Here is a 26,449-nt window from a genome sequence, read left to right as displayed (position 1 = left end):
CATGTGATTATTGCGCCCTATAACTCAAAAATGTAATAAGAAGGGGTTTCTATGTCTGCAGCATCAGCAGCATCGCTCAAGGCGCGTGGAGCGCCGTTTCGGGTCATGCCGGGGTTTAAGCTGTCACTGGGCTTCACGCTCTTTTACCTGGCCTTGATCGTTCTCATTCCGCTGTCGTCGGTGTTCCTGAAAACGTTCACCATGACATGGGACGCCTTCTTCAGCGCCGTCACGTCCGACCGCGTGATGGCGTCTTACCGCCTGACGTTTGGCGCCTCGCTGATCGCCGCCCTGTTGAACGTGGTGTTTGGTGGCATCCTGGCCTGGGTGCTGGTGCGCTATAAATTCCCCGGCAAGCGCATCATCGACGCGCTGGTCGACTTGCCGTTCGCCCTGCCGACGGCCGTGGCCGGCATCACCCTGACGGCTTTGTATTCGTCGAACGGCTGGTTCGGCCAGTTCATCGAAGGCGTGCTGGGCATCAAGGTGGCGTTCACGCCGCTGGGTGTGGTGGTGGCGCTGACCTTCATCGGCTTGCCCTTCGTCGTGCGTACCGTGCAACCGGTGCTGGAAGACGCGGAAAAGGAACTCGAAGAAGCGGCCGCCAGCCTGGGCGCCAATTCATTGCAAACGTTTATCCGCGTCATCTTCCCCACCATCTTGCCGTCCTTGCTGACGGGCTTTGCGCTGGCCTTCGCCCGCGCCACGGGCGAGTACGGTTCCGTGATCTTTATCGCCGGCAATATGCCGATGGTGTCGGAAATCACGCCGCTGTTCATTATTACCAAATTGGAACAATACGATTACGCAGGCGCCACGGCCATCGCCGTGGTGATGCTGGTGGTCTCCTTTTTGCTGTTGTTGACGATTAACCTGCTGCAAGCATGGACGCGCGGAAAGGCGAAGAAATCATGAGTACGAATACGACTGCCGCCGCTGGCGTGGACAAGGCGCTGCCGACGGCGCGCCGCTTCGAGCCGAACGTCGGCCCTGTCGTGCTGGAACCATTGTGGGTGCGCACGGTCTTGATCAGCATCGCCTTGCTGTTCCTGACGGCCTTCCTCATCGTGCCCCTGGTGGCCGTGTTTGCGGAAGCATTCAAGAAGGGCTGGGAAGCGTACATCGCCGCCATCATCGATCCGGACGCGATTTCCGCCATTAAATTGACCCTGATCACGGCCGCCATCGCCGTGCCGCTGAACCTGGTATTCGGCGTGGCCGCTTCCTGGTGCATCGCCAAGTTCGAATTCCGCGGCAAGAGCATTTTATTGACCCTGATCGACTTGCCGTTTTCCGTTTCCCCGGTGATTTCCGGCCTGATCTATGTGCTGATGTTTGGCGCCCAGGGCTGGTTCGGCCCGTGGCTGCAGGCGCACGACATCAAGATTTTGTTCGCCGTGCCCGGCATCGTGCTGGCCACCATCTTCATCACCTTCCCGTTCGTCGCGCGTGAACTGATTCCGCTGATGCAGTCGCAGGGCAGCGAAGAGGAAGAGGCCGCCATCGTGCTGGGCGCTTCGGGCTGGAATACGTTCCGCCGAGTCACCTTGCCGAACATCAAGTGGGGCCTGCTGTATGGCGTGATCCTGTGTAATGCCCGCGCCATGGGCGAGTTCGGCGCCGTGTCCGTCGTCTCCGGCCATATCCGAGGCGAAACCAACACCATGCCGCTGCAGGTGGAGATTCTGTACAACGAGTACAACTTCGCCGCCGCGTTTGCCGTCGCCTCCCTGCTGGCCTTGCTGGCCTTGGTGACCCTGGCCTTGAAAGCTTTCATTGAGTGGCGTTTGAACGAGAGCGACGCCGACGATTCCGCCTTACGTTCTACGGAGCACTGATATGACCATCGCAGTTAAAAACATCAATAAACGTTTCGGTGATTTCGTCGCCCTCGACAATATCTCGCTGGACTTTCCCGCCGGCGAATTGACGGCCCTGCTGGGCCCGTCGGGCTGCGGCAAGACCACCTTGCTGCGCATTATTGCCGGTCTGGAACACCCTGATAGCGGCCAGGTGCTGCTCGATGCGGAAGACGCGTCGAACCGCCACGTGCGCGAGCGGCAAGTCGGTTTCGTCTTCCAACACTATGCGCTGTTCAAGCACATGACCGTGTTCGAGAACGTGGCCTTTGGCTTGCGCGTGAAGTCGCGCAGCGAGCGCCCGTCGGAAGACCAGATCCGCCGCAAGGTGAAAGATTTGCTGGAACTGGTGCAGCTGGACTGGCTGGCCGACCGCTATCCGCCGCAGCTGTCGGGCGGGCAACGCCAGCGCATCGCCCTGGCGCGCGCGCTGGCTGTCGAGCCGCGCGTGCTGCTGCTCGACGAACCGTTCGGCGCGCTTGACGCCAAGGTGCGCAAGGAATTGCGCCGCTGGCTGCGTCGCCTGCATGACGACTTGCACGTGACCAGTATTTTCGTCACGCATGACCAGGAGGAAGCGCTGGAAGTGGCGGACCAGGTCGTACTGATGAACAAGGGCACCGTCGAGCAACTCGGTTCCCCAGAGCAAGTTTACAACCATCCGGCTTCGCCCTTCGTGTATGGCTTCCTGGGCAACGTCAACCTGTTCCACGGCCGCGTGCATGACGGCGTGATGGCGACGGGCGACGCCAGCTTCGAGGTGCCCGATTACGCAGGCGTGAGCGACAGCAAGGGCACGGCCTACGTGCGTCCGCATGACCTGGAAATCGACCGCTACACGCAGGGTGCGGAAGGCATCGTCGTGAAACTGAGCCGCGCGCATGCGATCGGTCCGCTGGCCCAGCTGGACTTGCAGCGCGTCGATAACAGCGAGCTGATCGAAGCTGTGATGTCGAACGAGCGTTTTACCCATCTGCAACTGAAAGAAGGCGAAACCCTGGTGGTTCGCCCGAAACGCCTGCACGTGTTCGTTGAACCGACAAGAACCTAAAAGGTAGGAACACTATGAATTTTCAACAACTGCGCTCGATCCGCGAAGCGGCCCGCCGCGGCTATAACCTGACGGAAGTGGCCAACGCCCTGTTCACGTCGCAGCCGGGCGTGAGCCGGCAAATCCGCGAACTCGAGGACGAGCTGGGCGTGGTGATTTTCGAGCGCAACGGCAAGCGCCTGACGGGTTTGACGGAGCCGGGCAAGGGCATTTTGAAGATCGTCGACCGCCTCTTGATCGAGGCGGAAAACCTGCAGCAGGCCAGCCTCGAATACAGCGGCCAGACCAGCGGCACCTTGTCGGTGGCGGCCACGCATACGCAGGCCCGTTATGCGCTGCCGAAGGTGGTGCAAAGCTTCCGCGCCGCCTTCCCCGACGTGCGTATCGCGCTGCAGCAAAGCGCGCCCGAGCACATCGCGGAATGGGTGCTGTCCGGCAAGACCGACATCGGCATCGCCACGGAAGGCTTGAGCCAGTTCCCCGACCTCGTGTCGTTCCCGTGCTACCGCTGGAGCCATTTGATCGTCGTGCCGGACGGCCATCCGCTGCTCGAACACTCGCCGATCCGCCTGGAAGACCTGGCGAAATATCCGTTGATTACCTACGACAAGGGTTTCACAGGGCGCGGCCATATCGACGACGCGTTCGCCAAGGCGGGCGTGGCGACCGACATCATCCTCACGGCCATGGATTCCGACGTCATCAAGCAATACGTGGCGTTGGGCCTGGGCGTGGGTATTGTTGCTTCGATGGCCTTCGACCATGGGCGCGACAAGGGGCTAAGGGCCGTGGAAGCGTCGCACCTGTTCGCCACCAACACGACGCGCCTGGCCGTGCGCCGCGGCGCTTACCTGCGCGCGTATGCCTATGAGTTTATCCTGCAACTGGCGCCGGACCTGACGCGCGAAGACATCGACCGCGCCATGGCGGGAGAGGACGCGCTCTAGGCGATGGCGGCTCTTTGCGCGCGCGTCAGGCTGGCCACGGCGCGCGCGTAGCTATCGCGAACCAGTTCCTCCAGGTAATCGGCGGGGAAGCGCGCCACGTCAACGATCGTTACCCAGTGAAAGCGGCCCATGTAGCGGGCCGGTTTCACGCCCGGCATGTCCGTCAATTCGATAAAGCGTTCCGCGCTGACCCGCAGGCTGAAGCGCCACTGCTCGGGCATGCTGGTCTTGAAATACGCAAATTTTTTCCCCTCCACTGCAACTACGAGAATGTTCGACGGCGCACCGTACAGCACGGCTTGCGCGCCGGGCAGGGCCGTGCAAAAATCCTTCAATTCATCAGTTGTCATTCGTCCACCGCCACGAATTGTTGCGTGTTGTGGTCGAAGGCATAGGCCGCGCCGGCAGGCGCATCGAGCAGCGCGATAAAACGGTCATCCACGCTGAGCACGGCGCCCAGCGACACGAGGGCCACGTTGGCGCTGTCGTTCATGTAGTCGTCGCTCTCGTCGTTGGCCGTGAAGCGCCAGCCGCTGTCGTCGCCGTTGTCCGGCTCCTCGCGATACAGATAGCCGACGGGCGCACCGTCTTCCAGCACTTTTTTCGTCACGAAGCACAGGCCCGCGTAGCGGTTGACGAGGTTGTCGTCATCATCGTGCTGCGTATTGATGATGTGGCGCGCATCGAAGGCGATGGGGTCTTTGGCCTGTAAATCGGCGATGTAGCCGGGCATGTTGTCGAGCTTGCCGGTGAAGCGGCCATGCGGCTCGACCGTGTCGACCAGCACCCACATGCGCTCGGCGCCCGGCGCTTGCGGATCGTCGCTGTGAAAAGCGAAGATCAGCTTGACCACTTCGCCGGGGCGTACCTGGGCAATGGCCTCGCGCGGCGATTTATAGAAAGTGTAGGGATGGCGCGCCGCCAGTTCGGCAGCGTCGGCCAAGTGCCAGCTGGGCATGGTGATCCGTCATCGGAGTGGAAGAACCCCCATGGTAGCTGATTGCCCGTCGGCCTGGCCGGCGTTTTCTCATCCGTGCTCCCAGTTTGCACAGCGGGGTCGTTCTCAAGAGCTTGTATGGTTTTTCAGGAGAGCAATTGCTGTGTATGGAAGCTTGATGAAGCGCAGACTCCAGCAACATCACTGCCTGGCTGGGTCGCCAGGTGCTAGTCTGGACTGAAACCGGTTCTTGCTGACTCTTTTCATTCGCAGCACAGATAGCTTTCATGATCTCAATCGTGGAGACGAACATGCTCAAATTTATGCTTCTTGGAGGCATTTCCCTATTGCTCTGCGGCTGTGCATCTCAATTGGGAACGCTATTCAATCGCCCGGTAGTGGAAGATAGCGTGGATAAAATGCCGGGCGTCTTTTCACTGTCTGCCGATAGGCGAACAGTCATCTTTGTCACCGAGGAAAACCTCGGCGTGGATGCCAACAATGCTGTTATCAAGCGTCAGACGCGTTTCTGTGCGGAGCCGCCGCCCGATACGGCCAATGGTATCGAGGCCGCCCTGAACGGCAAGCTGGATGTGACTGGCAAAGCTGGCGTCCGTGGCAATGCCGAGTTTGACGATGAGTTCGAAACGACAGTGAGCGTCCTCGCTGACAGGACTGCCGCACTCGACGCCTACCGTACCGGCGTCTATGCCTTGTGTCAGTATCATTTGAATGGCGCCATTCAGAGTGGTGATGTCAAGGTGCTGTTCAGCGAACTCACCAAGGCCTTTGTCGAAGTACAGATAGCACAGCAACAACAAACCGCGGCAGTCAAGATGGCAGCCAAAGAAGCACAACTGGTGCGCACCGAGCTGGCGGTCAAAAATAGCGAGGCACAAGCGCAGGCGCTGATGCAGACGCGGCAACAGGAGCAGACACATCAAGTTGCCATCGAGCATGCCAAAGCGCAGCAAGCACCGCCTGCAACACCGGCTAAGTAGCCACTGGTCTTTGGCTGGGCTGCACGAGACATACCCAGCCAAAGACCAGTGTAACGGCTTTGCCTGCCGAGCCAGCCTGCCATTTACCAGCTATAGCCAGCCTTGGCGTAGTAGTAGCGGCCGTTGAAGCCGTTCGGTGCGAAGCCGCTGTACGGCTGGGTGCCGCCATTGTTGAGGTTACCCGCGCTGGTGATCTGGTCAGGATAGCGGTTGGTGACGTTGTCGATACCGGCCACCAGGCGCCAGTTCTTGCCCAGTTTTACGGAACCGGACACGTCCAGCACCCATTGCGGATCGTAGTGCTGGTCTTGCAGGGCATTGTTTTGCGGCACGATGAAGCTGCCGTAGCGCGTCACGACGCCGTGCGCATTCCAGATGCCGAAGCTGTAGTCGGCAGCCAGGCTGAACTTGTCTTTCGGCGAACCGACGGTGGCGCGCTGGATGGTCTGGCGGTCGATCAGTTTCAGGTTGTTGGCCGTCAGGATGGCCGGATTGTCCGCCACTTTCTGTACCGAGGTCTTGTTGTGGTTGTAGGCCACGGTCAGGTCCAGGCGATCCTTGTCCTGCAAGTCGATGCGGTAGGTGCTGACGATGTCCACGCCTTCCGTGCGCGTATCGACGGCGTTGGTGAAATAGCGTCCCGCGCCCACTGGCGTGCCCTGCGCGGCCAGGATGTTTTTCAAAGTAGTGCTGAGTATCAGATTGGAGGAAAACAGGATGCGGTCATCGATGTCGATGCGGTAGGCGTCGACCGTCGTCGTGAAGTTGCGGGTGGGCTGGAACTGCAGGCCCAGGCTGTAGTTGCGCGCTTTCTCCGCCTTCAGGTCTTGTGCGCCCAGGGCGCGTGCCTGTGGTGTGTTGACGGCAAAGGTACCCGTTTCGATGGCCGTATTCGTGCCATTGATGACCTGGAAGTTGGTGGTGGTGATGGTGTAGTACTGCTGCGCCAGCGATGGCGCGCGGAAGCCGCTCGATACGGTGCCGCGCAGGGACAGGGCGTCCGTGAAGGCATAGCGGGCCGAACCCTTGGCCGAGGTGGTGCTGCCGAAATCACTGTAGCGCTCATGCCGCAGGGCCACGCCACCGGACAGTTTTTTCGTCGCTTCCGCTTCCAGGTTGACGTAGATCGATTCATTGTGGCGGCTGTGGCTACCCGCGTTTTCGGGACGGAAGCCGGCAAAGCCCTGCGAACCGGTGCCGGTATACGATGCTTTCTCGCCAGCGCCGATCGTGTATTTTTCATGGCGCGCTTCGGCGCCCACGGCCACCGTCAGCGGCCCCGTAAAGTAAGCGACGGGGAATTCGCGCGCCGCGTCGAGATTCAGGACGGTCTGTTCATTTTTCAGGGAGCCCACATAGAAGTGCGTGGGGCTGGCGGCGGCCAGGTCGAAATTGACGGTATTGTCGAGATCCAGCTTGAACTTGTTGCTGCCGTAATTCAGGCTGGCATCCCAGCGCCAGCCGGCCGCTTCGCCGCGCAAGCCGGTCACCAGCGACTGGTCGGTCAGGGTGCTGTTCTGGATTGGCAAGAAGCCTTGGGGAAAGATCGACGAGCGCGTGATGTAGTCCCCTTTTTCATTCTTCACCAGGCCTGCGCGCCAGGTGGCGCCGGCCGAGGTGTCGCGCTGGCCGTAGCCGCCGAAGGCATACCAGTCCAGGTTGTCGCCGAGATGGTATTCGCTGTTGATGAAGACGGTGGCCGGCTTGCTCTCGGCATCGCCGTAGCGCAGGTTGACCTGGCCATAGCGCGGTTCCAGCGGGTTGCTGAAATCGCGGCCGGCACGGTTGGTCGGACCGCGATCGGCCACTTCTGCCGAGACGCGCACCCAGCCATCGTCGCCCAGGGCGAAGCCGGCCGAACCCTTGATGGATTTTTGCTTGCCGTCGCGTTCCTGCGTCTGGCCATAGCCCACTTCGATGTCGCCACCGGCCGCACCTTTTTTCAGGATGATGTTGATTACGCCGGCAATCGCATCGGAGCCATACTGGGCCGCCGCGCCATCGCGCAGCACTTCCACATGGTCGATGGCGGCCAGGGGAATGGCGTTCAGGTCGACCGGCGCCGAGCCGCGGCCCAGGGTACCGTTGACGTTGACGACGGCCGAGGTGTAGCGGCGCTTGCCGTTCACCAGTACCAGCGTCTGGTCGGGCGACAGGCCGCGCAGTTGGGCAGGGCGCACGGCATCGCTGCCATCGGCACCCGTCGGACGGGGGAAGTTCATCGATGGCAGCAGGCGTGCCAGCACGGTGGCCAGTTCGGCCGAACCCGTGCTTTGCAGGTCGCGCGAGGTGAGGATGTCGATCGGCGACTCGGAATCGATGGTGCGGCGGTTCTTGGCGAAGGTGCCAGTGACTACCACCGATTGCAATTCACCTTCGGCCGGCAGCTCTTGCTGCGCTTGCGCCTGCATGGGCAGGCTGAAGCAGGCGATCAGGCTGGCGGCGATAACGGTTTTCACGGGCAGGGCGGGAATCTGGGAGCGGGCGGTGCTTGAACTCATCGACGATATCTCTTCGGTTGGTGGATGCGCGAACCAGGGCGGTCCGGTGATGACATCAGAGTAACAGTGGGTCTGTGGCGTGCTTACGAATCGTTCTGTCTATCGATATGCAATAAATGTCTGATACACGTCCAAATGGCGCGGGTAGCGCATATGGCCACGTTTCCAGCATACGACCGGGCATGGCCAGGCCGCAATGCTGCACAGCAGTAAATTGCCAGCTGTTGTATAAATACGACTAGTTGCTATGGGCGGGGGAGCCTGGCGGCGGCATGCGCCGCCAGACGGAGTGCGCCTATTGCCCTGGATTGGGCAGGCTGGCGTGGATGGCGTCGACGGCCGCCACGAGGTCCGGCGACAGGCTGACTTGATGGGCATCGATATTTTGCTGCAACTGCGCCACGCTGGTGGCGCCGATGATGGTCGAGGCCACGAACCAGCGCGAGTAGCACCAGGCCAGGGCCAGCTGCGCCGGCGTCAAGCCGTGCGCGCGGGCCAGCGCCGCATACTGGGCGGCGGCTGCTATGGTAGCGGGGCGCACGTAGCGGGGACTCCAGCCGGCCGGGAAGCGCGTCAGGCGGCCCCTGGCTTGCGGATCGTCGAGGTATTTCGCCGTCAGCTGGCCGAACGCCAGCGGGCTGTAGGCCAGCAAGCTGACGTTTTCCCGGTGGCAGGTTTCGTCGAGCAAGCTTGTCTCGAAATGGCGCGCCGTCAGGTTGTACAGGTTCTGGATCGAGGCGATGCGCGGCAAGCCTTTCAGCTGCGCCTGCTTGATGTATTCGCATACGCCCCACGACGATTCGTTCGACACGCCGATGTGGCCGATCTTGCCTTCCTCGACCAGCTTGCCCAGCACGGCCAAGGTGTCTTCGATGGCGACCGACGCGTGCTCCTTGCGCGGGTTGTACACGCTGGCGCCGAAGATGGGCAGGTTGCGGCTGGGCCAGTGTAATTGGTACAGGTCGATGTGCTCCGTCTGCAGCCGGCGCAGGCTGTCTTCGACTGCGGCGCGGATGTTGGCCGCGTCGTGATCCGTCTTGCCCTTGCGTATCCAGTGCATGCGCGAATTCGGCCCGGCCACCTTGCTGGCCAGCACGATCTGGCTGCGCTTGCCGCTTTTCCTGAGCCAGCTGCCGATGTAACGCTCCGTGCTGCCCTGCGTTTGCGCGCTGGCCATCACCGGATACATCTCGGCCGTGTCGATGAAGTTGATGCCCCGTTCCAGCGCGTAATCGAGCTGGCTGTGCGCTTCGGCTTCGCTGTTCTGCTCGCCGAAGGTCATCGTGCCCAGGCAGATCGTGCTCACTTCCAGGTTGCTGGAACCCAGCTTGACCTTGTTGATCATTTCGCCTGCTTGCCGCGCAGCGCGCGGGCGCAATCCTTGATCAGCGCCGGACCGGCGTAAATCAGGCCGCTGTACAGCTGCACCAGCTGCGCGCCCGCCTCGAACTTGGCCACGGCATCCTTGCCCTGCATGATGCCGCCCACGCCGATGATGGGCAGCGCGTCGCCCAGTTCCGCCTTCAGCAAGCGGATGACATTGTTCGACAGTTCGAACACGGGCGCGCCGGACAGGCCGCCCGCTTCGGCGCCGTGCGGCATGCCTTCGACGGCGCTGCGCGACAGGGTCGTGTTGGTGGCGATGACGCCATCAATCTTGTGGCGCGTGAGCGACTCGGCGATGCTTTTCACTTGTTCGCCATCCATGTCCGGCGCGATTTTCAGGGCCAGCGGCACGTAGCGCTTGTGCTTGTCCGCCAGGCGCGCCTGCGCTTCCTTGAGCTGCGACAGCAGAGCGTCGAGTTCCGACGCACCCTGCAGCTGGCGCAAATTCTTCGTGTTCGGCGACGAGATGTTCACCGTCACATAGCTGGCGTACGGGTAGACTTTTTCCAGGCACAGCAGGTAGTCGTCAGCCGCCCGTTCGATGGGCGTGTCGGCATTCTTGCCGATGTTCAGGCCCAGCACGCCGGCGCGGTTCTGGTAAAACTTCGACGCCTGCACGTTGGCGACAAAGGCGTCCACGCCGCCATTATTGAAACCCATGCGGTTGATGATGCCCTGCGCCTGCGGCAGGCGGAACATGCGCGGTTTCGGATTGCCCGCCTGCGCGCGCGGCGTGACGGTACCCACTTCGATGGAGCCAAAACCCAGGTCGGCCAGCGCGTCGATGTAGGCGCCGTCCTTGTCCAGGCCCGCGGCCAGACCGACCGGGTTCGGGAAGGTGATGCCCATCACCGTGCGTGGGTCGGCGGCCGGTTTGCCGGCCAGCTTCGTCAGGCCCAGCGCGCTGGCGCGTTTCAGGGCGGGCAGGGTGAGATGGTGGGCCGCTTCGGCATCCATCGAAAAGAGCAGCGGACGGGCGAGGGAGTACAGGAATTTTTCAGACATGGGGCGCTTTGAGTAGGTGTGCGTGGCGCCGGGAAGGGCTGGCGGCGCGCGAAATAAGTGCCGTATTTTACCGTGTTCCACGCGCCTGCCGGGTGTATAGTTCTTGTTGGTCTAGTGCAATATTAATCCCTTGATAATCAGCATGGGGCCTTGGACTTTCCTGTTTCTTCCCTGTTCTCTTTACCTTATAAGCGAGACATCGATTGAAAAAGACACGCATTTTGACGGCCATCGCGGCCGCCAGCGCACTGCTGCTAAGCCACCCGGCCCTGGCACTGCCGAACACCCAAGACACCCGCATGTTGAGCGAGCCTGCCGTCTCCAGCCGCCACATCGCCTTCATCTATGCGGGCGACCTGTGGCTGTCCAACCTCGATGGCGGCGGCGCGCGGCGCCTGACGTCCGATCTGGGCGACAAGTCGCATCCCGTATTTTCGCCCGACGGCAGCCTGATCGCGTATAGCGCGAACATCGACGGCAATGTCGACGTGTATGTGATCGCCGCGGCCGGCGGCGTGCCGCGCCGCCTGACCTTCCACCCCGGAGCGGACCTGGCGCAGGCGTTCACGCCAGATGGCCAGGCCGTGATGTTCACCTCACCGCGCGCCGCCTTCAACAACCGCTTCCAGAAGCTGTTTACGGTGCCCGTGGCGGGCGGCGTGGAAACGCAGCTGGAAATTCCGAACGCCTCGCGCGCCACGTATTCGCCCGATGGCAAGCGCATCGCGTACAACCCGCTGGCACCCGCCTTCAAGCAGTGGAAGCGCTACCGTGGCGGCACCAATTCCTGGCTGTGGCTGTTTTCGTCCAGCGACAAGTCGATTGAAAAAATCCCCCAGCCGACGACGCGCTCGAACGACGTCGATCCGATGTGGATAGGCGACACCGTCTACTTCCGCTCCGACCGCAACGGCGAATTCAACCTGTTTGCCTATGACGTCAAGACGAAAGCCGTGCGCCAGCTGACGCGGCATGCGGATTTCCCCGTGCTGAACGCGTCGGCCGCGAACGGCACCATCGTCTACGAGCAGGCCGGCTATCTGCACGCGTTCGACATCGCCAGCGGCCAGACGCACAAGCTGGCCATCGGCGTGGCCAGCGACCTGGGGCAAACGCGGCCCCGCTGGGTCAAGAACGCGAAATACATCCGCGACGCGTCGATTTCGCCCTCGGGCGCGCGCATCGCCTTCGAGTACCGGGGCGAGATCGTCACCATCCCCGCCGACAAGGGCGACGTGCGCAACCTGACGCAGACGGCCGGTGCCCACGAGCGCACGCCCATCTGGTCGCCCGATGGCCGTTCGGTCGCGTATTTCTCGGACGAGTCGGGAGAGTATGAACTGCATGTGCGGGCGCAGGATGGCAAGGGTGCCGTGAAAAAGCTCAAGCTCAACGGCAGCGGCTTCTATGACAACGCCGTCTGGTCGCCCGACAGCAAAAAGATCGCGTTTGCCGACAACGGCTGGAGCATGTACGTGATCGACGTCGGCACGGGCAAGGTGCAGAAAGTGGCTACGGAGCCGATGTATGGCGTCGACAAGAGCATGCGCGCCTCGTGGGCGCCCGATTCGCGCTGGCTGGCCTACACGCTCAATTCGCCCACCTACACGCGCAGCGCGTATATCTATTCCGTCGAGCAGAACAAGTCGATGCCCGTGACCGATGGCCTGTCCGACGTGGCCCAGCCCGTGTTCGACAAGAGCGGCAAATACCTGTACTTCTTCGCTTCGACGAATGCAGGCCCCAGCAACAACTGGTTCTCGCAGCAGAATGAAGACAACCTGGTGACGCGCACCGTGTGGATGGCCGTGCTGCGGCGCGACCTGCCATCGCCCCTGATCAAGGAAAGCGACGAGGAAAAGGCTGCCAGCACGGAGAGCAAGAAGGACACGGCGAAGGCGGAGGCGGAGCCGAAGAGCGAAGCGAAGATCGATCCCAAGACGGGCCGCGACGACCCGAAAGTGGTCGTGGCACCCGTGGCGCCGATCCACATCGATTTCGACGGCATCGCCACGCGCATCGTCGACCTGCCGCTGCCGGCCGCGCAGTTTTCCAGCCTGACCGCCGGCGCTGCGGGGCAGATATTTTTGCTGCGCGAAAGCGATGGCAAGAAGGCCGTGCAGCGCTTCGACCTGAAGGAGCGCAAGGCGGAAACCGTGGTGGCCGAAGCGGACGACTTCGAAGTGTCGGCCGATGGCAAGAAGCTGCTGTATCGCCAGAAGGACAACTGGGCCATGGGTTCCGCCATGGGCAAGCTGCTGGCGCCCGGCGAAGGCAAGATCAAGGTCGACGCCATCGAAGTAAAAGCCGATCCGCGCGCCGAGTGGACGCAGATTTTCAATGAGGTGTGGCGCATCAATCGCGATTATTTTTATGATCCGGGCATGCATGGCGTGGACTGGAAAGCCATGCGCGACAAGTACGCCGTGTTCTTGCCCGAGCTGTCCAGCCGCGCGGACCTGAACCGCCTGATCCAGTGGATGTGCAGCGAACTGGCAGTGGGCCATCACCGCGGCGGTGGCGGCGATGATTTTATCGAGGCGAAGAAAGTGCCGGGGGGACTCTTGGGCGCCGACTATGAAGTGAGCGACGGCCATTACCGCTTCAAGAAAGTGTATGGCGGCTTGAACTGGAATCCGGCCCTGCGCGCGCCGCTGACGGAGCCTGGCCTGAACGTCAAGGCGGGCGAATACCTGCTGGCCGTCGACAGCCGTCCCTTGCTGCCGCCGACGAATATCTACAGCGCCTTCGAGAACACGGCCGGCAAGGCCATCGACCTGACCGTGGGGCCATCGGCCGACGGCAAGGGGGCGCGCACGATCACCGTCGTGCCGGTGCCGACCGAGGATGCCTTGCGCAACCGCGACTGGATCGAAGGCAATATGCGCAAGGTCAATGCGGCGACCGGCGGCAAGGTGGCGTACGTGTACGTGCCCAATACGGCGGGCCTGGGCCACACCTACTTCAAGCGCTATTTCTTCCCGCAGGCGGACAAGCAGGCCATCATCGTCGACGAGCGTTTCAATGGCGGCGGCAGCGTGGCCGATTACTACATCGAGATCCTGCAGAAGAAGGAAATCGCCTGGTGGACCATGCGCTATGGCGCCGACATGAAGACGCCGTCCGCGTCGATCCAGGGTCCGCGCGCCATGCTGATCGACGAGACGGCCGGTTCGGGCGGCGACCTGCTGCCGTGGATGTTCCGCAAAAATAACATGGGTCCGCTGATCGGCAAGGCCACGTGGGGCGGCCTGGTGGGCGTCCTCGGCTTTCCCGTGCTGATGGATGGCGGCTTCATCACGGCGCCGAACCTGGCGTTCTGGACGCGCGAGAATGGCTGGGGCGTTGAAAACGAAGGCGTGCCGCCCGATATCGAAGTCGAGCAAACGCCGGCCGACGTCATCGCCGGCCGCGATCCGCAGCTGGAAAAAGCGATCGAGGTGATACAGGCCGAACTGGCGAAGAACCCGCCCGCGCGGCCTGCCCGTCCGGCGTTTCCAGATAAAAGTAAATAAAAGGCGTAGGTCGGATTAGGCGCGCAGCGCCGTAATCCGACAACATTGTTGGCGCCGCCGGTGGTGTCGGATTACGCGCTTGCGCGCTAATCCGACCTACCAACTGCCCCCACCGACATGCGCTTGGTTTTACATCACCACCCACTGTCCTTTGATCCTCGCTTCCAGCGGCTTGAAATTGATTTTATAAGCCATCTTCGGGCTCTGTTCGATCCAGTAGCCGAGATACACATACGGCAGGCCCAGTTCGCGCGCCTGGGCGATTTGCCACAGCACGTTGTAGGTGCCGTACGAGGCGCCCGGCACGTCGGGGTCAAAAAAAGTGTAGACGGATGACAGGCCATCGGCCAGCACGTCGATGATGCTGACCATGCGCAGGATGCCTTCGGCATCGCGGAATTCCACCAGGCGCGTGTTGACCCGGCTTTGCAGCAGGAATTGCGCATACTGGTCGCGGCTGTCCTGGTCCATGCCGCCGCCCGCGTGGCGCGTGCTCTGGTAGCGCAGGTACAGTTCGTAGTGCTCGTCGAGGAAGGAGAGGGTGGCCACGCCCGCCTGCAGGTCGGCGTGGCGGCTCCAGGCGCGGCGCTGGTTGCGGTTCGGGGTGAACTCGCCCGTCACGACGCGCACGGGGATGCAGGCCTGGCAGCCATCGCAATACGGGCGGTAGGTAAAAATGCCGCTGCGGCGAAAGCCGTTGCGCACCAGTTCCGAATACACGTCGCTGTTGATCAGGTGCGAAGGCGTGGCCACCTGCGAGCGGGCCTGGCGGTCGTCCAGGTAGCTGCACGGATACGGTGCCGTCGTGTAGAACTGCAGGGTGGCAAACGGTAGTTCGTTCAGGTGCGTCATGCTGATCCTGTCTGGTCTGTCCGCGGCAATGGAAGTCTGCGTGAAGCTATCATAGCTTTTTTATGCCGCTGGCGCAGCTTGCCAATCGGTGATTTGCGTTGCTTCAATGGCGCTGCGCACATGGGCCAGGAAGCGCGCGCGCGAAATGGGCGCCGCGCCCAGCGAGGCCAGGTGCTTCGTTTCTTGCTGACAGTCAATCATGGTCACGCCGCGCGCCTGCAAAAAGCGCACCAGCTGCGCCAGCGCGATCTTCGAGCCATCCGTCACCCGTGCGAACATCGATTCGCCATAGAACATGCGCCCGATCGACACGCCATACGCGCCGCCCACCAGTTCCCCGTCCAGCCACAGCTCCGACGAATGCGCGTAGCCCAGCTTGTGCAAGCCCGTGTAGCCGGCGATGATCTCGTCGGAAATCCAGGTGCCCGGGCCATCCTTGCGTGGCGCCGCGCAGGCGCGCATGACGGCCTCGAAATCGCCGTCGAAACGCAGTTGCCAGCGCCCGTCCGTGGCGGCGCTGCGCTCGACCTTGCGGATCGCCTTGGCCAGGCTGTCGGACACCTTGAAATGCTCCGTCATCAGCACCATGCGCGGATCGGTGCTCCACCACAAAATAGGCTGGCCTTCGGAAAACCAGGGGAAGATGCCGCGCCGGTAGGCGTCGAGCAGGCGCGCGGGCGACAGGTCGGCGCCGGCCGCCAGCAGGCCTGGCGCTTCGTCGGTCAGCGCGCGCGAGACGTCGGGGAACGGGGTATGGATGTCGAGCCAGGGAATCATGCGGCAGTTGCTTATTCTGCATCCACGCGCGCCATCGGGCGCGTGATGTCGCCCGTATGGAAGCCATAGCTGCCGCCTTCGCGGATTTTCACGCGGTCGGCAAAGAACAGTTCCAGGGTGGCGCGGATGGTGGGAAAGGCCAGGTCATCCCAGGGAATCTGCGCTTCCGTAAACATCTGCACGTCCAGGCTTTCGATGCCCGGCGCGAAATCGAGGTCGCGCAGGCGCGCCAGGTAGAACAGGTGCACCTGGTGCACGCGCTGCACGTTCAGCAGCGAAAACAGGGGACCGAGTTCGATATTCGCGCCCGCTTCCTCCACCGTTTCGCGCTCGGCCGCGTCGGAGGTCGTTTCATCGTTTTCCATGAAGCCGGCCGGCAGGGTCCAGTAGCCCAAGCGCGGCTCGATGGCGCGCTTGCACAGCAAGACCTGCAGCTGGCCGTCCTCTTCCCACACGGGGATGGAGCCGACCACCATTTTCGGGTTCTGGTAATGGATGGCGTCGCAGTTGGCGCAGACATAGCGCGGACGGTTGTCGCCTTCCGGAATGGAGAGGCTGACAGGATGGGCGCATTCGGAGCAGAATTTCATGGGCAGGCTTCGGAAAATGGGTGTCTAGTGTAACGCTTACTGTACACCGATTGCGCGCGGCGTGGCGTGACGGGCGGACACAATACCAAGCGGCAATTGGCCGAGTTTTTTCATTAAATGGCTCTATTGCAGCCGAAGTTGAGATAGCTATTGCCTAAGTCACCCGTTTGCGCTTATAATTCTTGTGCGGGGTGGAGCAGTCTGGCAGCTCGTCGGGCTCATAACCCGAAGGTCACAGGTTCAAATCCTGTCCCCGCAACCAATACCGGAAAGCCGCTGATTCTTGCAAAAGATCGGCGGCTTTTTTCATTGCTGGCCAACGGCGAACTCCGGCAGACGGGGCGCGCATGCAATTGTCAAATCAAGCCCTTTACGCCCCGCAACAATCTGGTATATAATTCTTGTGCGGGGTGGAGCAGTCTGGCAGCTCGTCGGGCTCATAACCCGAAGGTCACAGGTTCAAATCCTGTCCCCGCAACCAATTCGAAGCCGCTGGTTCCTCGCAAGAGGGCCAGCGGTTTTTTCGTTATGCGGGGAGATTTCCTATTCCAGCTGGCGTGCGTACACGACCAGCCGCAGATGGCGGTCCGCATCGATGGTCAGCGAGGTGTGTTCATACGCGACCTGCTCGCCGCCGATGTCCAGGCGGCGCACGCCTGCACACGGCGCATGTACGTCGTGGCGGCGCCACCACAGCTTGAATTCGGGCGAGACTTTTTCCAGTTCCTGCACCAGCGCGTGAATGTCCGCTTCCTGCGTGGCGCGCGCGTAGTCGCGGCGAAAGCTCGACAGCATCAGCGGCGCCTGCTCTTCCCAGGCCGTGAAGCGTGAGCGCAGCAGCGGATCGGTAAACAAGAGCCACAGCAGATTGCGCCGCGATGGCACATGTGCGCCGAAGCCAAACAGGGTATCCGCGCCCGCATTGAACGCCAGCACGTCCCAGCGCAGGTTGAGCACATACGCCGGATGCGCCAGCTCGTGCATCAACCGGCGCACCGGCGGGGGCACCACGCAAAACGTCTTGCCTTCTTCGGCTGGCGGACGCGCATGTGCGAGCAGGAACAGGTGGCGGCGTTCGCCCCCGTCCAGTTTCAGCACTTCGGCCAGCTTGTCGAGAAAGGCGCTCGAGACGCCGATGTCGCGCCCCTGCTCCAGCCAGGTGTACCAGGTCAGCCCCACGCCAGCCAGCGCCGCCACTTCTTCGCGGCGCAAGCCGGGCGTCCTGCGCCGTCCGCCGCCGGGCAAGCCCACGTCCTCGGGCGACAGGCGTGCGCGGCGCGCCTGCAGGTAGGCGGCCAGTTCGTGGCGGGTGCGGGCCAAAGTGCGCATGGTGCTGTCTTTCCGGTGAGTCTGTTGCTATCAGTAATAGCATAAACAGTTAAATTGTAATTGTTTATATTGTATTCCAGAATGCCTGCTTTCTTTCTGAAAGCTGGCCCATGTCTGACTATTCTTCCTCCCGTACCGGTCTTCCCGCCACCGTCTACCTGATCGCCATTGGCGCGTTCGCGCTGGGCATGGCGTCGTATGTGACGGCGGGCCTGATGCCGATGATCGCCGGCGCGTTTTCCATCTCCCTGGCGATGGCCGCGCAACTGGTGACGGCGTTTACCCTGGCCTATGGCCTTGGTTCGCCGCTGGTGGTGGCCTTGCTGCCGGCGCGCGCGCAGCGCTCCGGCCTCCTGATCGCGCTGGCAGTATTCGTGCTGGCGAATGGGGCCAGCGCGCTGGCACAAGGTTTCAGCGGTTTGCTCGCATGGCGGGGCATCGCCGGCATCGGTGCCGGTGTCTATCTGGCGCTGGGCATCGCGGCGGCGGCGGGCGTGTCGGCGCAGCAGCAGCGGGGCAAGGCCATCGGCGTGATCATGGGCGGCATGGCGGGCGGCACGGTGCTGGGTGTGCCATTGAGTTTGCTGCTGGCGCAGCAGCTGGGCTGGACGGCGGCCCTGTGGCTGGTGACTCTTCTGGGTGGGCTGGCGCTGGCGGGCTTGCTGTGGAAACTGCCCGCGCTGCCGGCGGCGCCGGCCACGTCGCTGCGCCGCAAGCTGGCCTTGCTGGCCGATGGGCAGGTGCTGTCCATCTTGCTGGTGTCGCTGCTGGCGGCCATCGCCAGCCTGGGCATGTACACGTTTATCGCGCCGCTGCTGGCGTGGTCGGCGCACGGCGCGGCGATGTCCGTCACACCTTTCCTGTGGGCGTGGGGCGTGGGGGGAATCGCTGGCAGCGTGCTGGTCGGGCCTTGGGCGGACAAGGTGGCGGCGCCGAAACTGACCTGCTGCATCTTGCTGCTGCTGGCGCTGGCCTTGTGCGCGCTGCCGCTGGCGGCCGGCTGGTCGGCCTGGCTGATGCTGGCGCCGATCGCGCTGTGGGGCGCGGCTGGCTGGGCCCTGCAAGTGCCGCAAAACCAGCAGTTGCTGGCCGTGCGCGCGCGGCAGGGCGACGGCAACCTGGCCATCGCCCTCAACGAATCGGCGCTGTACCTGGGCAGCGCCATCGGCGCCGCCACCGGCGGTTTGCTGCTCCTGCTGGACTGGCCGATGTGGCTGCTGGCGGCCGGCGCCGCAGCCGTGGCAGCCGCGGCGTTGCTGCTGCAGTTCTTCGTTGCGCGGCGCTCCTAGCCTTTCTTCGCCAGCTGCATGCCCACGGGCAGGGCGCGGATGCGCTTGCCCGTGGCGGCGAAGATGGCGTTGCACAGGGCGGGCGCGATGGGTGGCGTGGCCGGCTCGCCCACGCCGCCCAGCTCCATGTCCAGGGTGCCCGGCACCAGGTGCGTGTGGATCACGCGCGGCGCGTCGGCGGCGCGCAGCACGGCGTAGTCGTGGAAATTGCTTTGCTCGACCCGGCCATTCTTGAAACTGATCTCGCCGCTCATGGCCAAGGACAGGCCCATGATGCAGGCGCCCTCGATCTGCGAGCGCACGCGGTCCGGGTTGATCTGCGGTCCGCAATCCATGGCGATATCGACCCGCGGCACGATGATTTCGCCGGCCGCATTGATTTCCACCTCGATCACGGCCGCCACATAGGTGACGAAACTGTAGGACACGGCCAGGCCCAGTCCCCGTCCCTTGGGCAGTTTGCGGCCCCAGCCCGCCTTGGCCGTCGCCAGCTCGATCACGTGGCGCATGCGGCCGATATCGACCGGATACTTCGCCGGGTCCTCGCCATAGTTCCAGCCGTCGGACAGGTCGGCCGGATTGATCTTGCGCGCGGGGCCCAAGAGCGCCAGCAGGTAGTCGCGATGGTCTTTCTTTGCCGCGTGGGCCAGTTCGGCCGTGAACGACTGGATGGCGAAGGCGTGCGGGATATTCGATACGGAACGGAACCAGCCGATGCGCGTGTGGGCCGGTACTTCGGGCACTTCGACGCGGATGTTCGCAATGGCGAACGGCACGTTGATGGCCGACATGCCCAGCTCGAACGGCGCCTGCTTGTTCGCGCCGGCGGCAAAGGTCGAGGTGATGGTGGGAGCGGCCGTGCGGTGCAGCCAGGCCGTCGGCATGCCTTTCGCGTCCAGCGACGCTTCCAGCCGTTCGACGGACACCGTGTGCAGATAGTCGTGCTGCAGGTCGTCGTCGCGCGTCCACGTCAGCTTGACGGGCGCGCCATCCATGGCTTTCGACAGCAGCGCCGCCTCGACGGCGAAATCGGGTTTCGATTTGCGCCCGAAGCCGCCGCCGAGCAGGGTCACGTGCACGGTCACGTCGTCGTACGTCAGGCCCAGGGCCTTGGCCACGTTGCTGCGCGTCGCTTGCGGCGCCTGCACGCAGGCCCACACTTCGGCCTTGCCGTTGGCGATGCGCACGGTGGCGGCGGGCGGCTCCATGGTGGCGTGGGCCAGGTGGGGCAGATAGTATTCGGCACTGAGTTTGCGCGCGGCGGGAGCGGCGGCCAGCGTGGCCACCGTCTTGCCCTGGTCGCGCGCCGGGCTGGCCGGCTGGCGCACGGCCGCTTCCAGGGTCTTGCGGAAGGCTTTCGAATCATAGCTGCCGTTCGGGCCGTCGTCCCATTCCAGCACCAGCGCTTCGCGGCCCTTGATGGCGGCCCAGGTGTTACGCGCGATGACGGCTACGCCGCCCAGCGGATTGAACATGGCCGGCGGCGGGCTGCCCGCCAGTTCGACGATGCGCAGCACGCCCGGCACCTTCAGGGCTGCCGTCTTGTCCACGCTTTTCAGCTTGCCACCGAATACGGGAGGGCGGGCGATGACGGCATACGCCATGCCATCGAGGCGCGTGTCGATGCCGAAGTGGGTATTGCCCGTGACGATGTCGTGCAGGTCGATGCCGCGCGTGCTGGTCTGGCCGATGTAGCGCAGCTCGTCCGCCGTTTTCAGGCTGATGCGCGCGCGTGGCGGCACCGGCAATTTGGCCGCTTCTTCTGCCAGCGCGCCGAACGACAGCGACCGTCCGCTGGCCGCATGCACGACGGCGTGGTTGACGGCTTTGACTTCCGTCACTGGCACGTCCCAGCGCACGGCGGCCGCCGTTTCCAGCATCAGGCGCGCCGTGGCGCCCACGTGGCGCATGGCGCGGAACGAGTGGCGCATGCTGCGCGAACCGTCCGTATCCTGGCTGCCGTAGCGCGCTTCGTCGGCGGGCGCCTGCTGCACGCGCACCTGCGCCCAGTCGGCGCCCAGTTCGTCGGCCGCCACCATGGGCAGGCTGGTGCGGATGCCCTGGCCCATTTCGGAGCGGTGCACAACAATGGTGACGATGCCGTCGGCGGCCACCGACAGGAAGACCAGGCTGTCGTCGACCACGCCGCCAGCCATCTTGTCGCCGCCGTATTTGACGGCATCGGCCGCCATCACGAGGCCGGAAGGACCAGCCACCAAAGTCAAACCGGCCAGCGCGCCGGCGGCTTTGAGCCAGTTGCGCCGCGCGGGCGAATGTGCTGCAGGAGTGTCATGGATGCTCATTTGGCCGCTCCTTTTGCGTTGATGCTGGTGGCGGCCTGCTTGATGGCTGCGTGGATGCGCGTGTAGGTGCCGCAGCGGCAGATATTGCCGCTCATCGCTTCGCGGATTTGCTGGTCGTTTGGTTTTGGCGTCTTGTGCAGCAGGGCCGTGGCCGACATGATTTGCCCGGCCTGACAGTAGCCGCATTGGGGCACGCCGTGTTCCTGCCACGCTTGTTGCAGGGCCAGGCCGACCTTGTCTTCGCCCACCGCCTCGATGGTGATGATCTTCTTGCCGGCGGCGGCCGACACCGGCGTCACGCAGGAGCGGATGGCTACACCATCGAGGTGCACGGTGCAGGCGCCGCACAGGGCCATGCCGCAGCCGAATTTGGTGCCGGTCATGCCCAGTTCGTCGCGCAAGGCCCACAACAGGGGCGTGTCTTCAGGCAGTGCAAGGTCGTGCTGCTTGCCATTGATGGTCAGGGTCGTCATGTGTATTCCTTGGTGGGGGATGGTGCGGGACAGCGCGACGGTCATCCGCCAAACGGATGAGCGCATCAGTAGGGGATGGTAGCACCAGCGGCCATGCGCTGCAGGGAGTGGGGCCCGGTGGCATACTGCGGCTTCTGATATCGGAGTTCTCCATGACATGCCTCACAACGGCGCCGGGCTTGCCGGACATTCTCGCTCCCGGCTTGCGGGTGGTTTTTTGCGGCCTCAATCCCGGCGTGGACGCGGCGGCGGCCGGCCACCATTTTCTCGGCCGCGGCAACCGCTTCTGGCCCGTGCTGCACCTGGCCGGCTTCACGCCGCATCTGGTGGCGCCGCAGGACGATGCCAGCGTGCTCGGTTTCGGGCTGGGGTTGACGGCGGCCGTCGGACGTCCGACCCGCCGCGCGGATCAGGTGGACACGGACGAATTCGCGCAAGCGGCGGCGGGCCTGCGGCATAAACTGGCCTTGCTGCAGCCGCAGTGGATCGCCTTCCTGGGCAAGGCCGCCTACGCGGCGATGACGGGCAAGCGCCAACTGGAGTGGGGCGAACAGCCGGAGCGCTTCGGCGGCGCGCGCGTGTGGATCTTGCCCAATCCCAGTGGGCTCAATCGCGGCTATTCGAAGCAGCAGCTGGTCGACGCGTATGCGGAACTCCAACGCGCGCTGGGCTGACGTCCAGCTCCACCGCGCGCAACAGCGGCGTGACGAAATCGAGGAAGGCGCGCAATTTCAAGGGCAGCGGCGCTTGTCCCTTGTGCAGCAGGCTGACGGGCAAGGGCGCCGCTTCGAACGGTGCGAGCACGATGCGCAGCCGGTCGCCGCGCAGGGCGTCCATCACCTGATACGACAGCACGCGGATCACGCCCGCGTCCAGGGTGGCGGCGGCGATCGCCGCGTCCACCGTATTGACGGCCAGGCGCGAGTGCACGGGCACGGACTGCGCAGCCTTGCCCGTGCCGAAGACCCAGGCGCGCCGCGATTCCAGCACCTCGAAACTGATGCAGGCATGCGCGGCCAAGTCGTCCGGCGCAGTTGGCGTGCCATGCGCGGCCAGGTAGCCGGGACTGGCGCAGACGACCCGGCGCACCGTGCCGACCCGCGTCGCCATGAAGCTGCTGTCGGGCAGATCGCCGATGCGCACGGCCACGTCGACCTGCTCGTCCATCAGGTGCAGCACGCGGTCGGTCAGTACCAGCTTGATCTCGATGTCCGGATAGCGGGCCAGGAACGCCGCCACCACGGGCACGATGTGCAGGCGTCCGAACATGACGGGCGCCGTGATCGTCAGTTCGCCTTTCGGCGCCGCATATTCACCCGTCGCAATGCGCTCCGCTTCGCTGATCTCGTCGAGGATGCGGCGGCACGCGGCCACGTAGGAGTGGCCGGCTTCCGTCAGCGACAACTGGCGCGTCGTGCGGTGCAGCAGGCGCGTGTTGAGGTGCGCTTCCAGCGCCGCCACCTTGCGGCTGACGGTAGCCAGCGGCATGCCGAGATGGCGCGCGGCGGCCGTCAGGCTCCCCGCGTCCACCACGGCCAGCAGGATGGTCATGGATTCCAGTCTATCCATGGCGTGTTCTCATGTGAGCCTATCGAATTTTGGAAGAATGATTCTCAATATTATGGGATTCTCTTTGTCGGTGCAAGTACGTAAGCTGGTCTCCTTCGCTGCGGCACGTCGCTGCGGCAACTTGAAAGGAGAGCGCCATGCGCCCCACGCCCATTCCCCCGCCCGATGCACACACCGTGGCGTCCGCGCCGCGCGGCAAGATACTCATGATGGCGGTGATCGCCGGTGCGGTCATCACCAACATCTATTGCACCCAGCCTATCCTGCCCCTGATCCAGTCCGGCCTCGGCGTCGACCTGGCGGCCGTCAACCTGGTCGCTGGCGCGGCGCTGCTGGGCTTTGCCACGGGGCTGGCGCTGCTGCTGCCGCTGGGCGACCGCGTCGACCGGCGCACGCTGGTGCTGGGGCAGATCGCGCTGGCCTTCGTTTGCGCCTTGGCGGCCGCGCTGGCGCCCGGCATCTGGCCGCTGATCGGGGCATCGTTTGGCCTGGGCATCGTCAGCTGCGTGCCGCAGCAACTGGTGCCGCTCGCCGCGAGCATGTCGCCGCCCGCTGAGCGCGGCCGTTCCGTCGGCACGGTGGTCAGCGGCATCATGGTGGGCATCCTGCTCGGGCGTACGGTCGCCGGCGTGGTGGGCGAGGCCTGGGGCTGGCGCGCCGTGTACGCGATGGAAGCGGCGTTCATGGTGCCCGTGTGGATCGCGGCGGCGGCCTTGCTGCCACGCGGGAAACCGGGTAGCCAGCTCTCCTACCTTGGCTTGCTGGCGTCGTTGTGGCCACTGGCGCGCGACCATCGTCCCCTGCGCGAATCGATGCTGATCCAGGCGCTGTTGTGGGCCTGCTTCAATGCGTTCTGGGTCAACCTGGCGTCGCTGCTGGCGAACGGCCCATGGCATTTGGGCAGCGCCTGGGCCGGCGCCTTCGGCATCATCGGCGCGGCCGGCGCACTGGCCGCCACCGTGGGCGGCAGGGCCACCGACAGACTCGGTTCGCGCACGGTCATTGGCCTGAGCATCGCCATCGTGACGCTGTCCTACCTGCTGCTGGCGGGCGCCGCCTCGTCGTTGCTCTTGCTGGTGATCGGCGTCATCGTGCTCGATATCGGCGTGCAGGCCGCCCTGGTAGCCAACCAGACACGCGCCTTTGCCGTCGATCCGGCTGCCCAGGGCCGCATCAACAGCCTGTACATGACGGCGACCTTCATCGGCGGCGCCGCCGGTGTGGCGGTGAGCGGCTGGCTGATGCAGCGTTTTGGCTGGACGGGCGTGGCGGTGTTTGGTGTCGCATTGGGCTTGCTGGCTGGCGTCATCCACGTGGCCGGATCACGCGCACGGCAGCGGACTGCAAGCGCCACTTAACGCGGCTGCTCCAGCTGCGCGTACACGGTGTCGGCGATCTTGCCCAGCGCCTGCTTGGGCAGGTTCGCCGAGAGGGCATAACCGAGCTGGCCGTCGATCCAGTAAAACACGCTCAACTCCTTTTCCTGCGTATAGCGGAAGGCCGTTTCCTGCTTGCCGGCCCGCTCTTTCGCCACGTACAGGGTCAGGCGCTTGCCGCCGCCATCTTCATACATGAATTGCGCCACGGGGCCGTCGCCATCGCCGGGCAGCAGGCGTCCGCCGATCAGGTGATAACCGAGCGGCGACAGCGCTGGCGGCTGCAATTTCGTGCCCAGGCGTTTCGACAGCCACTGCACCAGGTGCGCCTCCTGTTCCGCGCCCACCTCGACGGGGTGGCGCACTTCGGGTGTGTAGATGGCATGGGCGATGGCGGCGCTGCGCGCCAGGGCAAGGGGGCTGGCGCTGGCGGTGAGGCTGCCGCCGGCATCGCCGCGCAGCAGCCAGCCGCCCGCGCCGCCAGCGATCACCAGCACGACGGCCGCTGCCGCCTGCATGGCGGGGCGCCGCCAGGCGCCGTTCGCGGCCGGTGGCGATGCCGATTGCAGCAGGGCCGGTGGCACGGTTTCGTCCAGCACGGGGTCGAACAGGGCGCGCAATTGCCGGTTCTGTGCACGCCAAGCGTCGACTCGGGCGGCGTCTTCTGGATGCGCGCGCAGGTGGTCGTCGATGGCCGCGCGCTGTGCCTCGGGCAGGACGCCGTCGGCCAGGGCGTGCAATTGCGCTTCGCTGATGGCTTGCGTTGTCATTTCACGACTTTCAGAGTAGGGGCACCATGGCTGCCGGCGGGGCGGCCGTCGAGCAGTTCGCGCAGCCGCTCGCGCCCGCGCGACAGCCGCGACATGACGGTGCCGACGGGGATGCCCAAGGTGGACGCCACCTGCTCATACGGCATCTGCTCCAGCGCGACCAGCAGGATCACTTCGCGCTGCCCCAGCGGCAAACGGGCCAGCGCCGCATCCATTTCGCCGATGGCGATGGCTTGCCCGGGCGCGCGCTCGGGCGCGGGCAGCAGGGCTTCGTCATCGAGTTCCTGCAGCGCCAGGCCGGGACGGCGCAACTGATCCACGTGCAGGTTGTGCATGATGGAGAACAGCCACGGCCGCATCTCGCCGCCGCGCTGCCGCTGATCGAGCTTGCGCCAGGCCCGCTCCACGGTGTCCTGCACCAGGTCGTCCGCGTGCAGGGCGCCCGCCAGCGCGCGCGCATAGCGGCGCAGGCCGGGCAGGCACGCTTGCAGCTGGCGGCTATCGTCTTGCGTGGCCATCGTGGCGGCGGGAAGGGCTGCTTACGGCTTGACGATGTGCCACACGTTCTTGAAATTGTCGCCGGCCACGTCGCCCGGCTTCTTGTCTTCCTTGTACAGGTACAGGGGCTTGCCCTTGTAGGTCAGCTGCATGGCGCCGTTGTCTTCGCGCTTGATGCTGCCATACGGGGCGGCGGGCGCCGCTTCGGTGGCGATGACGGCGGGCCAGGCCGCCAGGCAGCCGCCGCTGCAGGCGCTCTTGCCGCTGTCGGCGACATCCTTGTCGAACACGTACACGGTCATGCCGCTGGCGTTGACCAGCATGCCGTTGGCGGGCATGACGTCGGCGGCGAAGGCCAGCGGGGCGGACAAGGCGGTGAACAGGGCGGTGGCGGCAAAAGTGGTAAAGCGCATGATGGTCT

24 protein-coding genes and 2 tRNA genes are annotated in these 26,449 nt (G+C 64.1%); 11 read left to right on the top strand and 15 right to left on the bottom strand.

The window, feature by feature from the left end; all coding sequences use genetic code 11:
- Positions 1 to 105: 105 nt before the first annotated feature.
- The 4 genes from cysT to P9875_RS24310 are packed head-to-tail and all read left to right on the top strand — an operon-like array spanning position 106 to position 3,857.
- Positions 106 to 915 carry a sulfate ABC transporter permease subunit CysT gene (cysT, locus tag P9875_RS24325; protein WP_099408869.1) on the top strand — a complete coding sequence of 270 codons (810 nt, stop codon included), beginning with the start codon at positions 106 to 108 and terminating at the stop codon, positions 913 to 915.
- Complete coding sequence (gene cysW, locus P9875_RS24320; RefSeq protein ID WP_035828057.1) at positions 912 to 1,838, top strand: sulfate ABC transporter permease subunit CysW; 927 nt, start codon at positions 912 to 914, stop codon at positions 1,836 to 1,838. The genes cysT and cysW overlap by 4 nt, the downstream gene beginning before the upstream one ends.
- Before the next feature lies 1 nt (position 1,839).
- On the top strand, positions 1,840 to 2,910 hold the full coding sequence (locus tag P9875_RS24315) for a sulfate/molybdate ABC transporter ATP-binding protein (RefSeq protein WP_035821525.1): 1,071 nt from the start codon (positions 1,840 to 1,842) through the stop codon (positions 2,908 to 2,910).
- A 14-nt stretch (positions 2,911 to 2,924) separates the two neighbouring features.
- The gene (locus P9875_RS24310) at positions 2,925 to 3,857 is read left to right on the top strand and encodes a CysB family HTH-type transcriptional regulator (RefSeq protein ID WP_070256667.1); all 933 of its coding nucleotides are present in this window, start codon (positions 2,925 to 2,927) and stop codon (positions 3,855 to 3,857) included.
- On the opposite strand, the gene P9875_RS24305 is transcribed toward P9875_RS24310, so the two are convergent.
- Both P9875_RS24305 and P9875_RS24300 read right to left on the bottom strand, forming a co-directional pair.
- A complete protein-coding gene (locus P9875_RS24305; RefSeq protein ID WP_099402944.1) occupies positions 3,854 to 4,207 on the bottom strand; it encodes an MmcQ/YjbR family DNA-binding protein in 354 nt (117 codons plus the stop codon). The genes P9875_RS24310 and P9875_RS24305 overlap by 4 nt on opposite strands.
- Positions 4,204 to 4,815: an immunity protein Imm33 domain-containing protein gene (locus tag P9875_RS24300; protein ID WP_035821519.1), complete on the bottom strand. Its 612-nt coding sequence runs from the start codon at positions 4,813 to 4,815 to the stop codon at positions 4,204 to 4,206. The genes P9875_RS24305 and P9875_RS24300 overlap by 4 nt, the downstream gene beginning before the upstream one ends.
- 290 nt (positions 4,816 to 5,105) lie before the next feature.
- Here P9875_RS24300 and P9875_RS24295 point away from each other — a divergent pair, with 290 nt between their 5' ends.
- Positions 5,106 to 5,795: a hypothetical protein gene (locus P9875_RS24295; protein ID WP_035821517.1), complete on the top strand. Its 690-nt coding sequence runs from the start codon at positions 5,106 to 5,108 to the stop codon at positions 5,793 to 5,795.
- A gap of 83 nt (positions 5,796 to 5,878) precedes the next feature.
- On the opposite strand, the gene P9875_RS24290 is transcribed toward P9875_RS24295, so the two are convergent.
- The 3 genes from P9875_RS24290 to P9875_RS24280 form a co-directional block, all read right to left on the bottom strand.
- Positions 5,879 to 8,296, bottom strand: a complete 2,418-nt coding sequence (locus tag P9875_RS24290; RefSeq protein ID WP_278316819.1) for a TonB-dependent receptor plug domain-containing protein — start codon at positions 8,294 to 8,296, stop codon at positions 5,879 to 5,881.
- A gap of 295 nt (positions 8,297 to 8,591) precedes the next feature.
- Positions 8,592 to 9,638 carry an aldo/keto reductase gene (locus tag P9875_RS24285; RefSeq protein ID WP_278318869.1) on the bottom strand — a complete coding sequence of 349 codons (1,047 nt, stop codon included), beginning with the start codon at positions 9,636 to 9,638 and terminating at the stop codon, positions 8,592 to 8,594.
- Positions 9,638 to 10,687 carry a quinone-dependent dihydroorotate dehydrogenase gene (locus P9875_RS24280; RefSeq protein WP_278316818.1) on the bottom strand — a complete coding sequence of 350 codons (1,050 nt, stop codon included), beginning with the start codon at positions 10,685 to 10,687 and terminating at the stop codon, positions 9,638 to 9,640. The genes P9875_RS24285 and P9875_RS24280 overlap by 1 nt, the downstream gene beginning before the upstream one ends.
- Positions 10,688 to 10,890: 203 nt before the next feature.
- On the opposite strand from P9875_RS24280, the gene P9875_RS24275 reads away from it, so the two are divergent.
- Entirely contained in the window at positions 10,891 to 14,202 is a 3,312-nt protein-coding gene (locus P9875_RS24275; protein ID WP_278316817.1) for a S41 family peptidase, read from the top strand.
- 129 nt (positions 14,203 to 14,331) lie between these two features.
- Here the strand turns inward: P9875_RS24275 and P9875_RS24270 are convergent, their stop codons facing one another.
- From P9875_RS24270 to P9875_RS24260, 3 genes are read right to left on the bottom strand one after another with little or no spacing between them, the layout of a single operon-like run.
- A complete protein-coding gene (locus P9875_RS24270) occupies positions 14,332 to 15,054 on the bottom strand; it encodes an arginyltransferase (RefSeq protein WP_278316816.1) in 723 nt (240 codons plus the stop codon).
- A 60-nt stretch (positions 15,055 to 15,114) separates the two neighbouring features.
- On the bottom strand, positions 15,115 to 15,831 hold the full coding sequence (gene aat, locus P9875_RS24265) for a leucyl/phenylalanyl-tRNA--protein transferase (RefSeq protein WP_099402950.1): 717 nt from the start codon (positions 15,829 to 15,831) through the stop codon (positions 15,115 to 15,117).
- Positions 15,832 to 15,842: 11 nt separating this feature from the next.
- Positions 15,843 to 16,421, bottom strand: coding sequence for an NUDIX hydrolase (locus tag P9875_RS24260; RefSeq protein WP_278316815.1), 579 nt, complete (start codon positions 16,419 to 16,421; stop codon positions 15,843 to 15,845).
- A gap of 185 nt (positions 16,422 to 16,606) precedes the next feature.
- On the opposite strand from P9875_RS24260, the gene P9875_RS24255 reads away from it, so the two are divergent.
- Positions 16,607 to 16,683 (top strand) — tRNA-Met (locus P9875_RS24255).
- A 142-nt stretch (positions 16,684 to 16,825) separates the two neighbouring features.
- Positions 16,826 to 16,902, top strand: a tRNA-Met gene (locus tag P9875_RS24250).
- A gap of 62 nt (positions 16,903 to 16,964) precedes the next feature.
- Here the strand turns inward: P9875_RS24250 and P9875_RS24245 are convergent.
- Positions 16,965 to 17,750, bottom strand: a complete 786-nt coding sequence (locus P9875_RS24245) for a helix-turn-helix transcriptional regulator (RefSeq protein WP_278316814.1) — start codon at positions 17,748 to 17,750, stop codon at positions 16,965 to 16,967.
- A gap of 110 nt (positions 17,751 to 17,860) precedes the next feature.
- Between P9875_RS24245 and P9875_RS24240 the strand changes: the two genes are divergently transcribed.
- Positions 17,861 to 19,039, top strand: a complete 1,179-nt coding sequence (locus tag P9875_RS24240; protein WP_278316813.1) for an MFS transporter — start codon at positions 17,861 to 17,863, stop codon at positions 19,037 to 19,039.
- On the opposite strand, the gene P9875_RS24235 is transcribed toward P9875_RS24240, so the two are convergent.
- Together P9875_RS24235 and P9875_RS24230 are read right to left on the bottom strand one after the other, a co-directional pair.
- Positions 19,036 to 21,342: a xanthine dehydrogenase family protein molybdopterin-binding subunit gene (locus P9875_RS24235; protein ID WP_278316812.1), complete on the bottom strand. Its 2,307-nt coding sequence runs from the start codon at positions 21,340 to 21,342 to the stop codon at positions 19,036 to 19,038. The two genes, P9875_RS24240 and P9875_RS24235, sit on opposite strands and share 4 nt — an antisense overlap.
- On the bottom strand, positions 21,339 to 21,815 hold the full coding sequence (locus P9875_RS24230) for a (2Fe-2S)-binding protein (RefSeq protein ID WP_035821503.1): 477 nt from the start codon (positions 21,813 to 21,815) through the stop codon (positions 21,339 to 21,341). The genes P9875_RS24235 and P9875_RS24230 overlap by 4 nt, the downstream gene beginning before the upstream one ends.
- A gap of 152 nt (positions 21,816 to 21,967) precedes the next feature.
- On the opposite strand from P9875_RS24230, the gene mug reads away from it, so the two are divergent.
- A complete protein-coding gene (gene mug, locus P9875_RS24225; protein ID WP_278316811.1) occupies positions 21,968 to 22,489 on the top strand; it encodes a G/U mismatch-specific DNA glycosylase in 522 nt (173 codons plus the stop codon).
- Here the strand turns inward: mug and P9875_RS24220 are convergent.
- Positions 22,422 to 23,384: a LysR family transcriptional regulator gene (locus P9875_RS24220; protein WP_278316810.1), complete on the bottom strand. Its 963-nt coding sequence runs from the start codon at positions 23,382 to 23,384 to the stop codon at positions 22,422 to 22,424. The genes mug and P9875_RS24220 overlap by 68 nt on opposite strands.
- 137 nt (positions 23,385 to 23,521) lie before the next feature.
- On the opposite strand from P9875_RS24220, the gene P9875_RS24215 reads away from it, so the two are divergent.
- The gene (locus P9875_RS24215; protein WP_278316809.1) at positions 23,522 to 24,742 is read left to right on the top strand and encodes an MFS transporter; all 1,221 of its coding nucleotides are present in this window, start codon (positions 23,522 to 23,524) and stop codon (positions 24,740 to 24,742) included.
- On the opposite strand, the gene P9875_RS24210 is transcribed toward P9875_RS24215, so the two are convergent.
- Genes P9875_RS24210 through P9875_RS24200 form a run of 3 tightly spaced genes read right to left on the bottom strand, consistent with a single transcriptional unit; the run spans position 24,739 to position 26,441 of the window.
- Positions 24,739 to 25,530 (bottom strand): anti-sigma factor family protein, encoded by a 792-nt coding sequence (locus tag P9875_RS24210; RefSeq protein ID WP_278316808.1) that lies wholly within the window; start codon positions 25,528 to 25,530, stop codon positions 24,739 to 24,741. The two genes, P9875_RS24215 and P9875_RS24210, sit on opposite strands and share 4 nt — an antisense overlap.
- A complete protein-coding gene (locus P9875_RS24205) occupies positions 25,527 to 26,048 on the bottom strand; it encodes an RNA polymerase sigma factor (protein ID WP_176388003.1) in 522 nt (173 codons plus the stop codon). The genes P9875_RS24210 and P9875_RS24205 overlap by 4 nt, the downstream gene beginning before the upstream one ends.
- 21 nt (positions 26,049 to 26,069) lie before the next feature.
- Complete coding sequence (locus tag P9875_RS24200) at positions 26,070 to 26,441, bottom strand: hypothetical protein (protein WP_176388004.1); 372 nt, start codon at positions 26,439 to 26,441, stop codon at positions 26,070 to 26,072.
- Between the last annotated feature and the right edge of the window lie 8 nt (positions 26,442 to 26,449).

Origin of the sequence: Janthinobacterium rivuli (assembly GCF_029690045.1) — a bacterium.
GTDB lineage: Bacteria > Pseudomonadota > Gammaproteobacteria > Burkholderiales > Burkholderiaceae_D > Janthinobacterium > Janthinobacterium rivuli.
This window is presented reverse-complemented; position numbering and strand designations above follow the sequence as displayed.

Coding starts and splice junctions, on each gene's coding strand:
- P9875_RS24210 (WP_278316808.1), bottom strand. CDS start 25,530: ATGACAACGCAAGCCATCAGCGAAGCGCAATTGCACGCCCTGGCCGAC.
- P9875_RS24230 (WP_035821503.1), bottom strand. CDS start 21,815: ATGACGACCCTGACCATCAATGGCAAGCAGCACGACCTTGCACTGCCT.
- P9875_RS24220 (WP_278316810.1), bottom strand. CDS start 23,384: ATGGATAGACTGGAATCCATGACCATCCTGCTGGCCGTGGTGGACGCG.
- mug (WP_278316811.1), top strand. CDS start 21,968: ATGACATGCCTCACAACGGCGCCGGGCTTGCCGGACATTCTCGCTCCC.
- P9875_RS24245 (WP_278316814.1), bottom strand. CDS start 17,750: ATGCGCACTTTGGCCCGCACCCGCCACGAACTGGCCGCCTACCTGCAG.
- cysW (WP_035828057.1), top strand. CDS start 912: ATGAGTACGAATACGACTGCCGCCGCTGGCGTGGACAAGGCGCTGCCG.
- cysT (WP_099408869.1), top strand. CDS start 106: ATGCCGGGGTTTAAGCTGTCACTGGGCTTCACGCTCTTTTACCTGGCC.
- P9875_RS24295 (WP_035821517.1), top strand. CDS start 5,106: ATGCTCAAATTTATGCTTCTTGGAGGCATTTCCCTATTGCTCTGCGGC.
- P9875_RS24260 (WP_278316815.1), bottom strand. CDS start 16,421: ATGAAATTCTGCTCCGAATGCGCCCATCCTGTCAGCCTCTCCATTCCG.
- P9875_RS24215 (WP_278316809.1), top strand. CDS start 23,522: ATGCGCCCCACGCCCATTCCCCCGCCCGATGCACACACCGTGGCGTCC.
- P9875_RS24315 (WP_035821525.1), top strand. CDS start 1,840: ATGACCATCGCAGTTAAAAACATCAATAAACGTTTCGGTGATTTCGTC.
- P9875_RS24290 (WP_278316819.1), bottom strand. CDS start 8,296: ATGAGTTCAAGCACCGCCCGCTCCCAGATTCCCGCCCTGCCCGTGAAA.
- P9875_RS24305 (WP_099402944.1), bottom strand. CDS start 4,207: ATGACAACTGATGAATTGAAGGATTTTTGCACGGCCCTGCCCGGCGCG.
- P9875_RS24205 (WP_176388003.1), bottom strand. CDS start 26,048: ATGGCCACGCAAGACGATAGCCGCCAGCTGCAAGCGTGCCTGCCCGGC.
- P9875_RS24235 (WP_278316812.1), bottom strand. CDS start 21,342: ATGAGCATCCATGACACTCCTGCAGCACATTCGCCCGCGCGGCGCAAC.
- P9875_RS24270 (WP_278316816.1), bottom strand. CDS start 15,054: ATGACGCACCTGAACGAACTACCGTTTGCCACCCTGCAGTTCTACACG.
- aat (WP_099402950.1), bottom strand. CDS start 15,831: ATGATTCCCTGGCTCGACATCCATACCCCGTTCCCCGACGTCTCGCGC.
- P9875_RS24240 (WP_278316813.1), top strand. CDS start 17,861: ATGTCTGACTATTCTTCCTCCCGTACCGGTCTTCCCGCCACCGTCTAC.
- P9875_RS24300 (WP_035821519.1), bottom strand. CDS start 4,815: ATGCCCAGCTGGCACTTGGCCGACGCTGCCGAACTGGCGGCGCGCCAT.
- P9875_RS24310 (WP_070256667.1), top strand. CDS start 2,925: ATGAATTTTCAACAACTGCGCTCGATCCGCGAAGCGGCCCGCCGCGGC.
- P9875_RS24280 (WP_278316818.1), bottom strand. CDS start 10,687: ATGTCTGAAAAATTCCTGTACTCCCTCGCCCGTCCGCTGCTCTTTTCG.
- P9875_RS24200 (WP_176388004.1), bottom strand. CDS start 26,441: ATGCGCTTTACCACTTTTGCCGCCACCGCCCTGTTCACCGCCTTGTCC.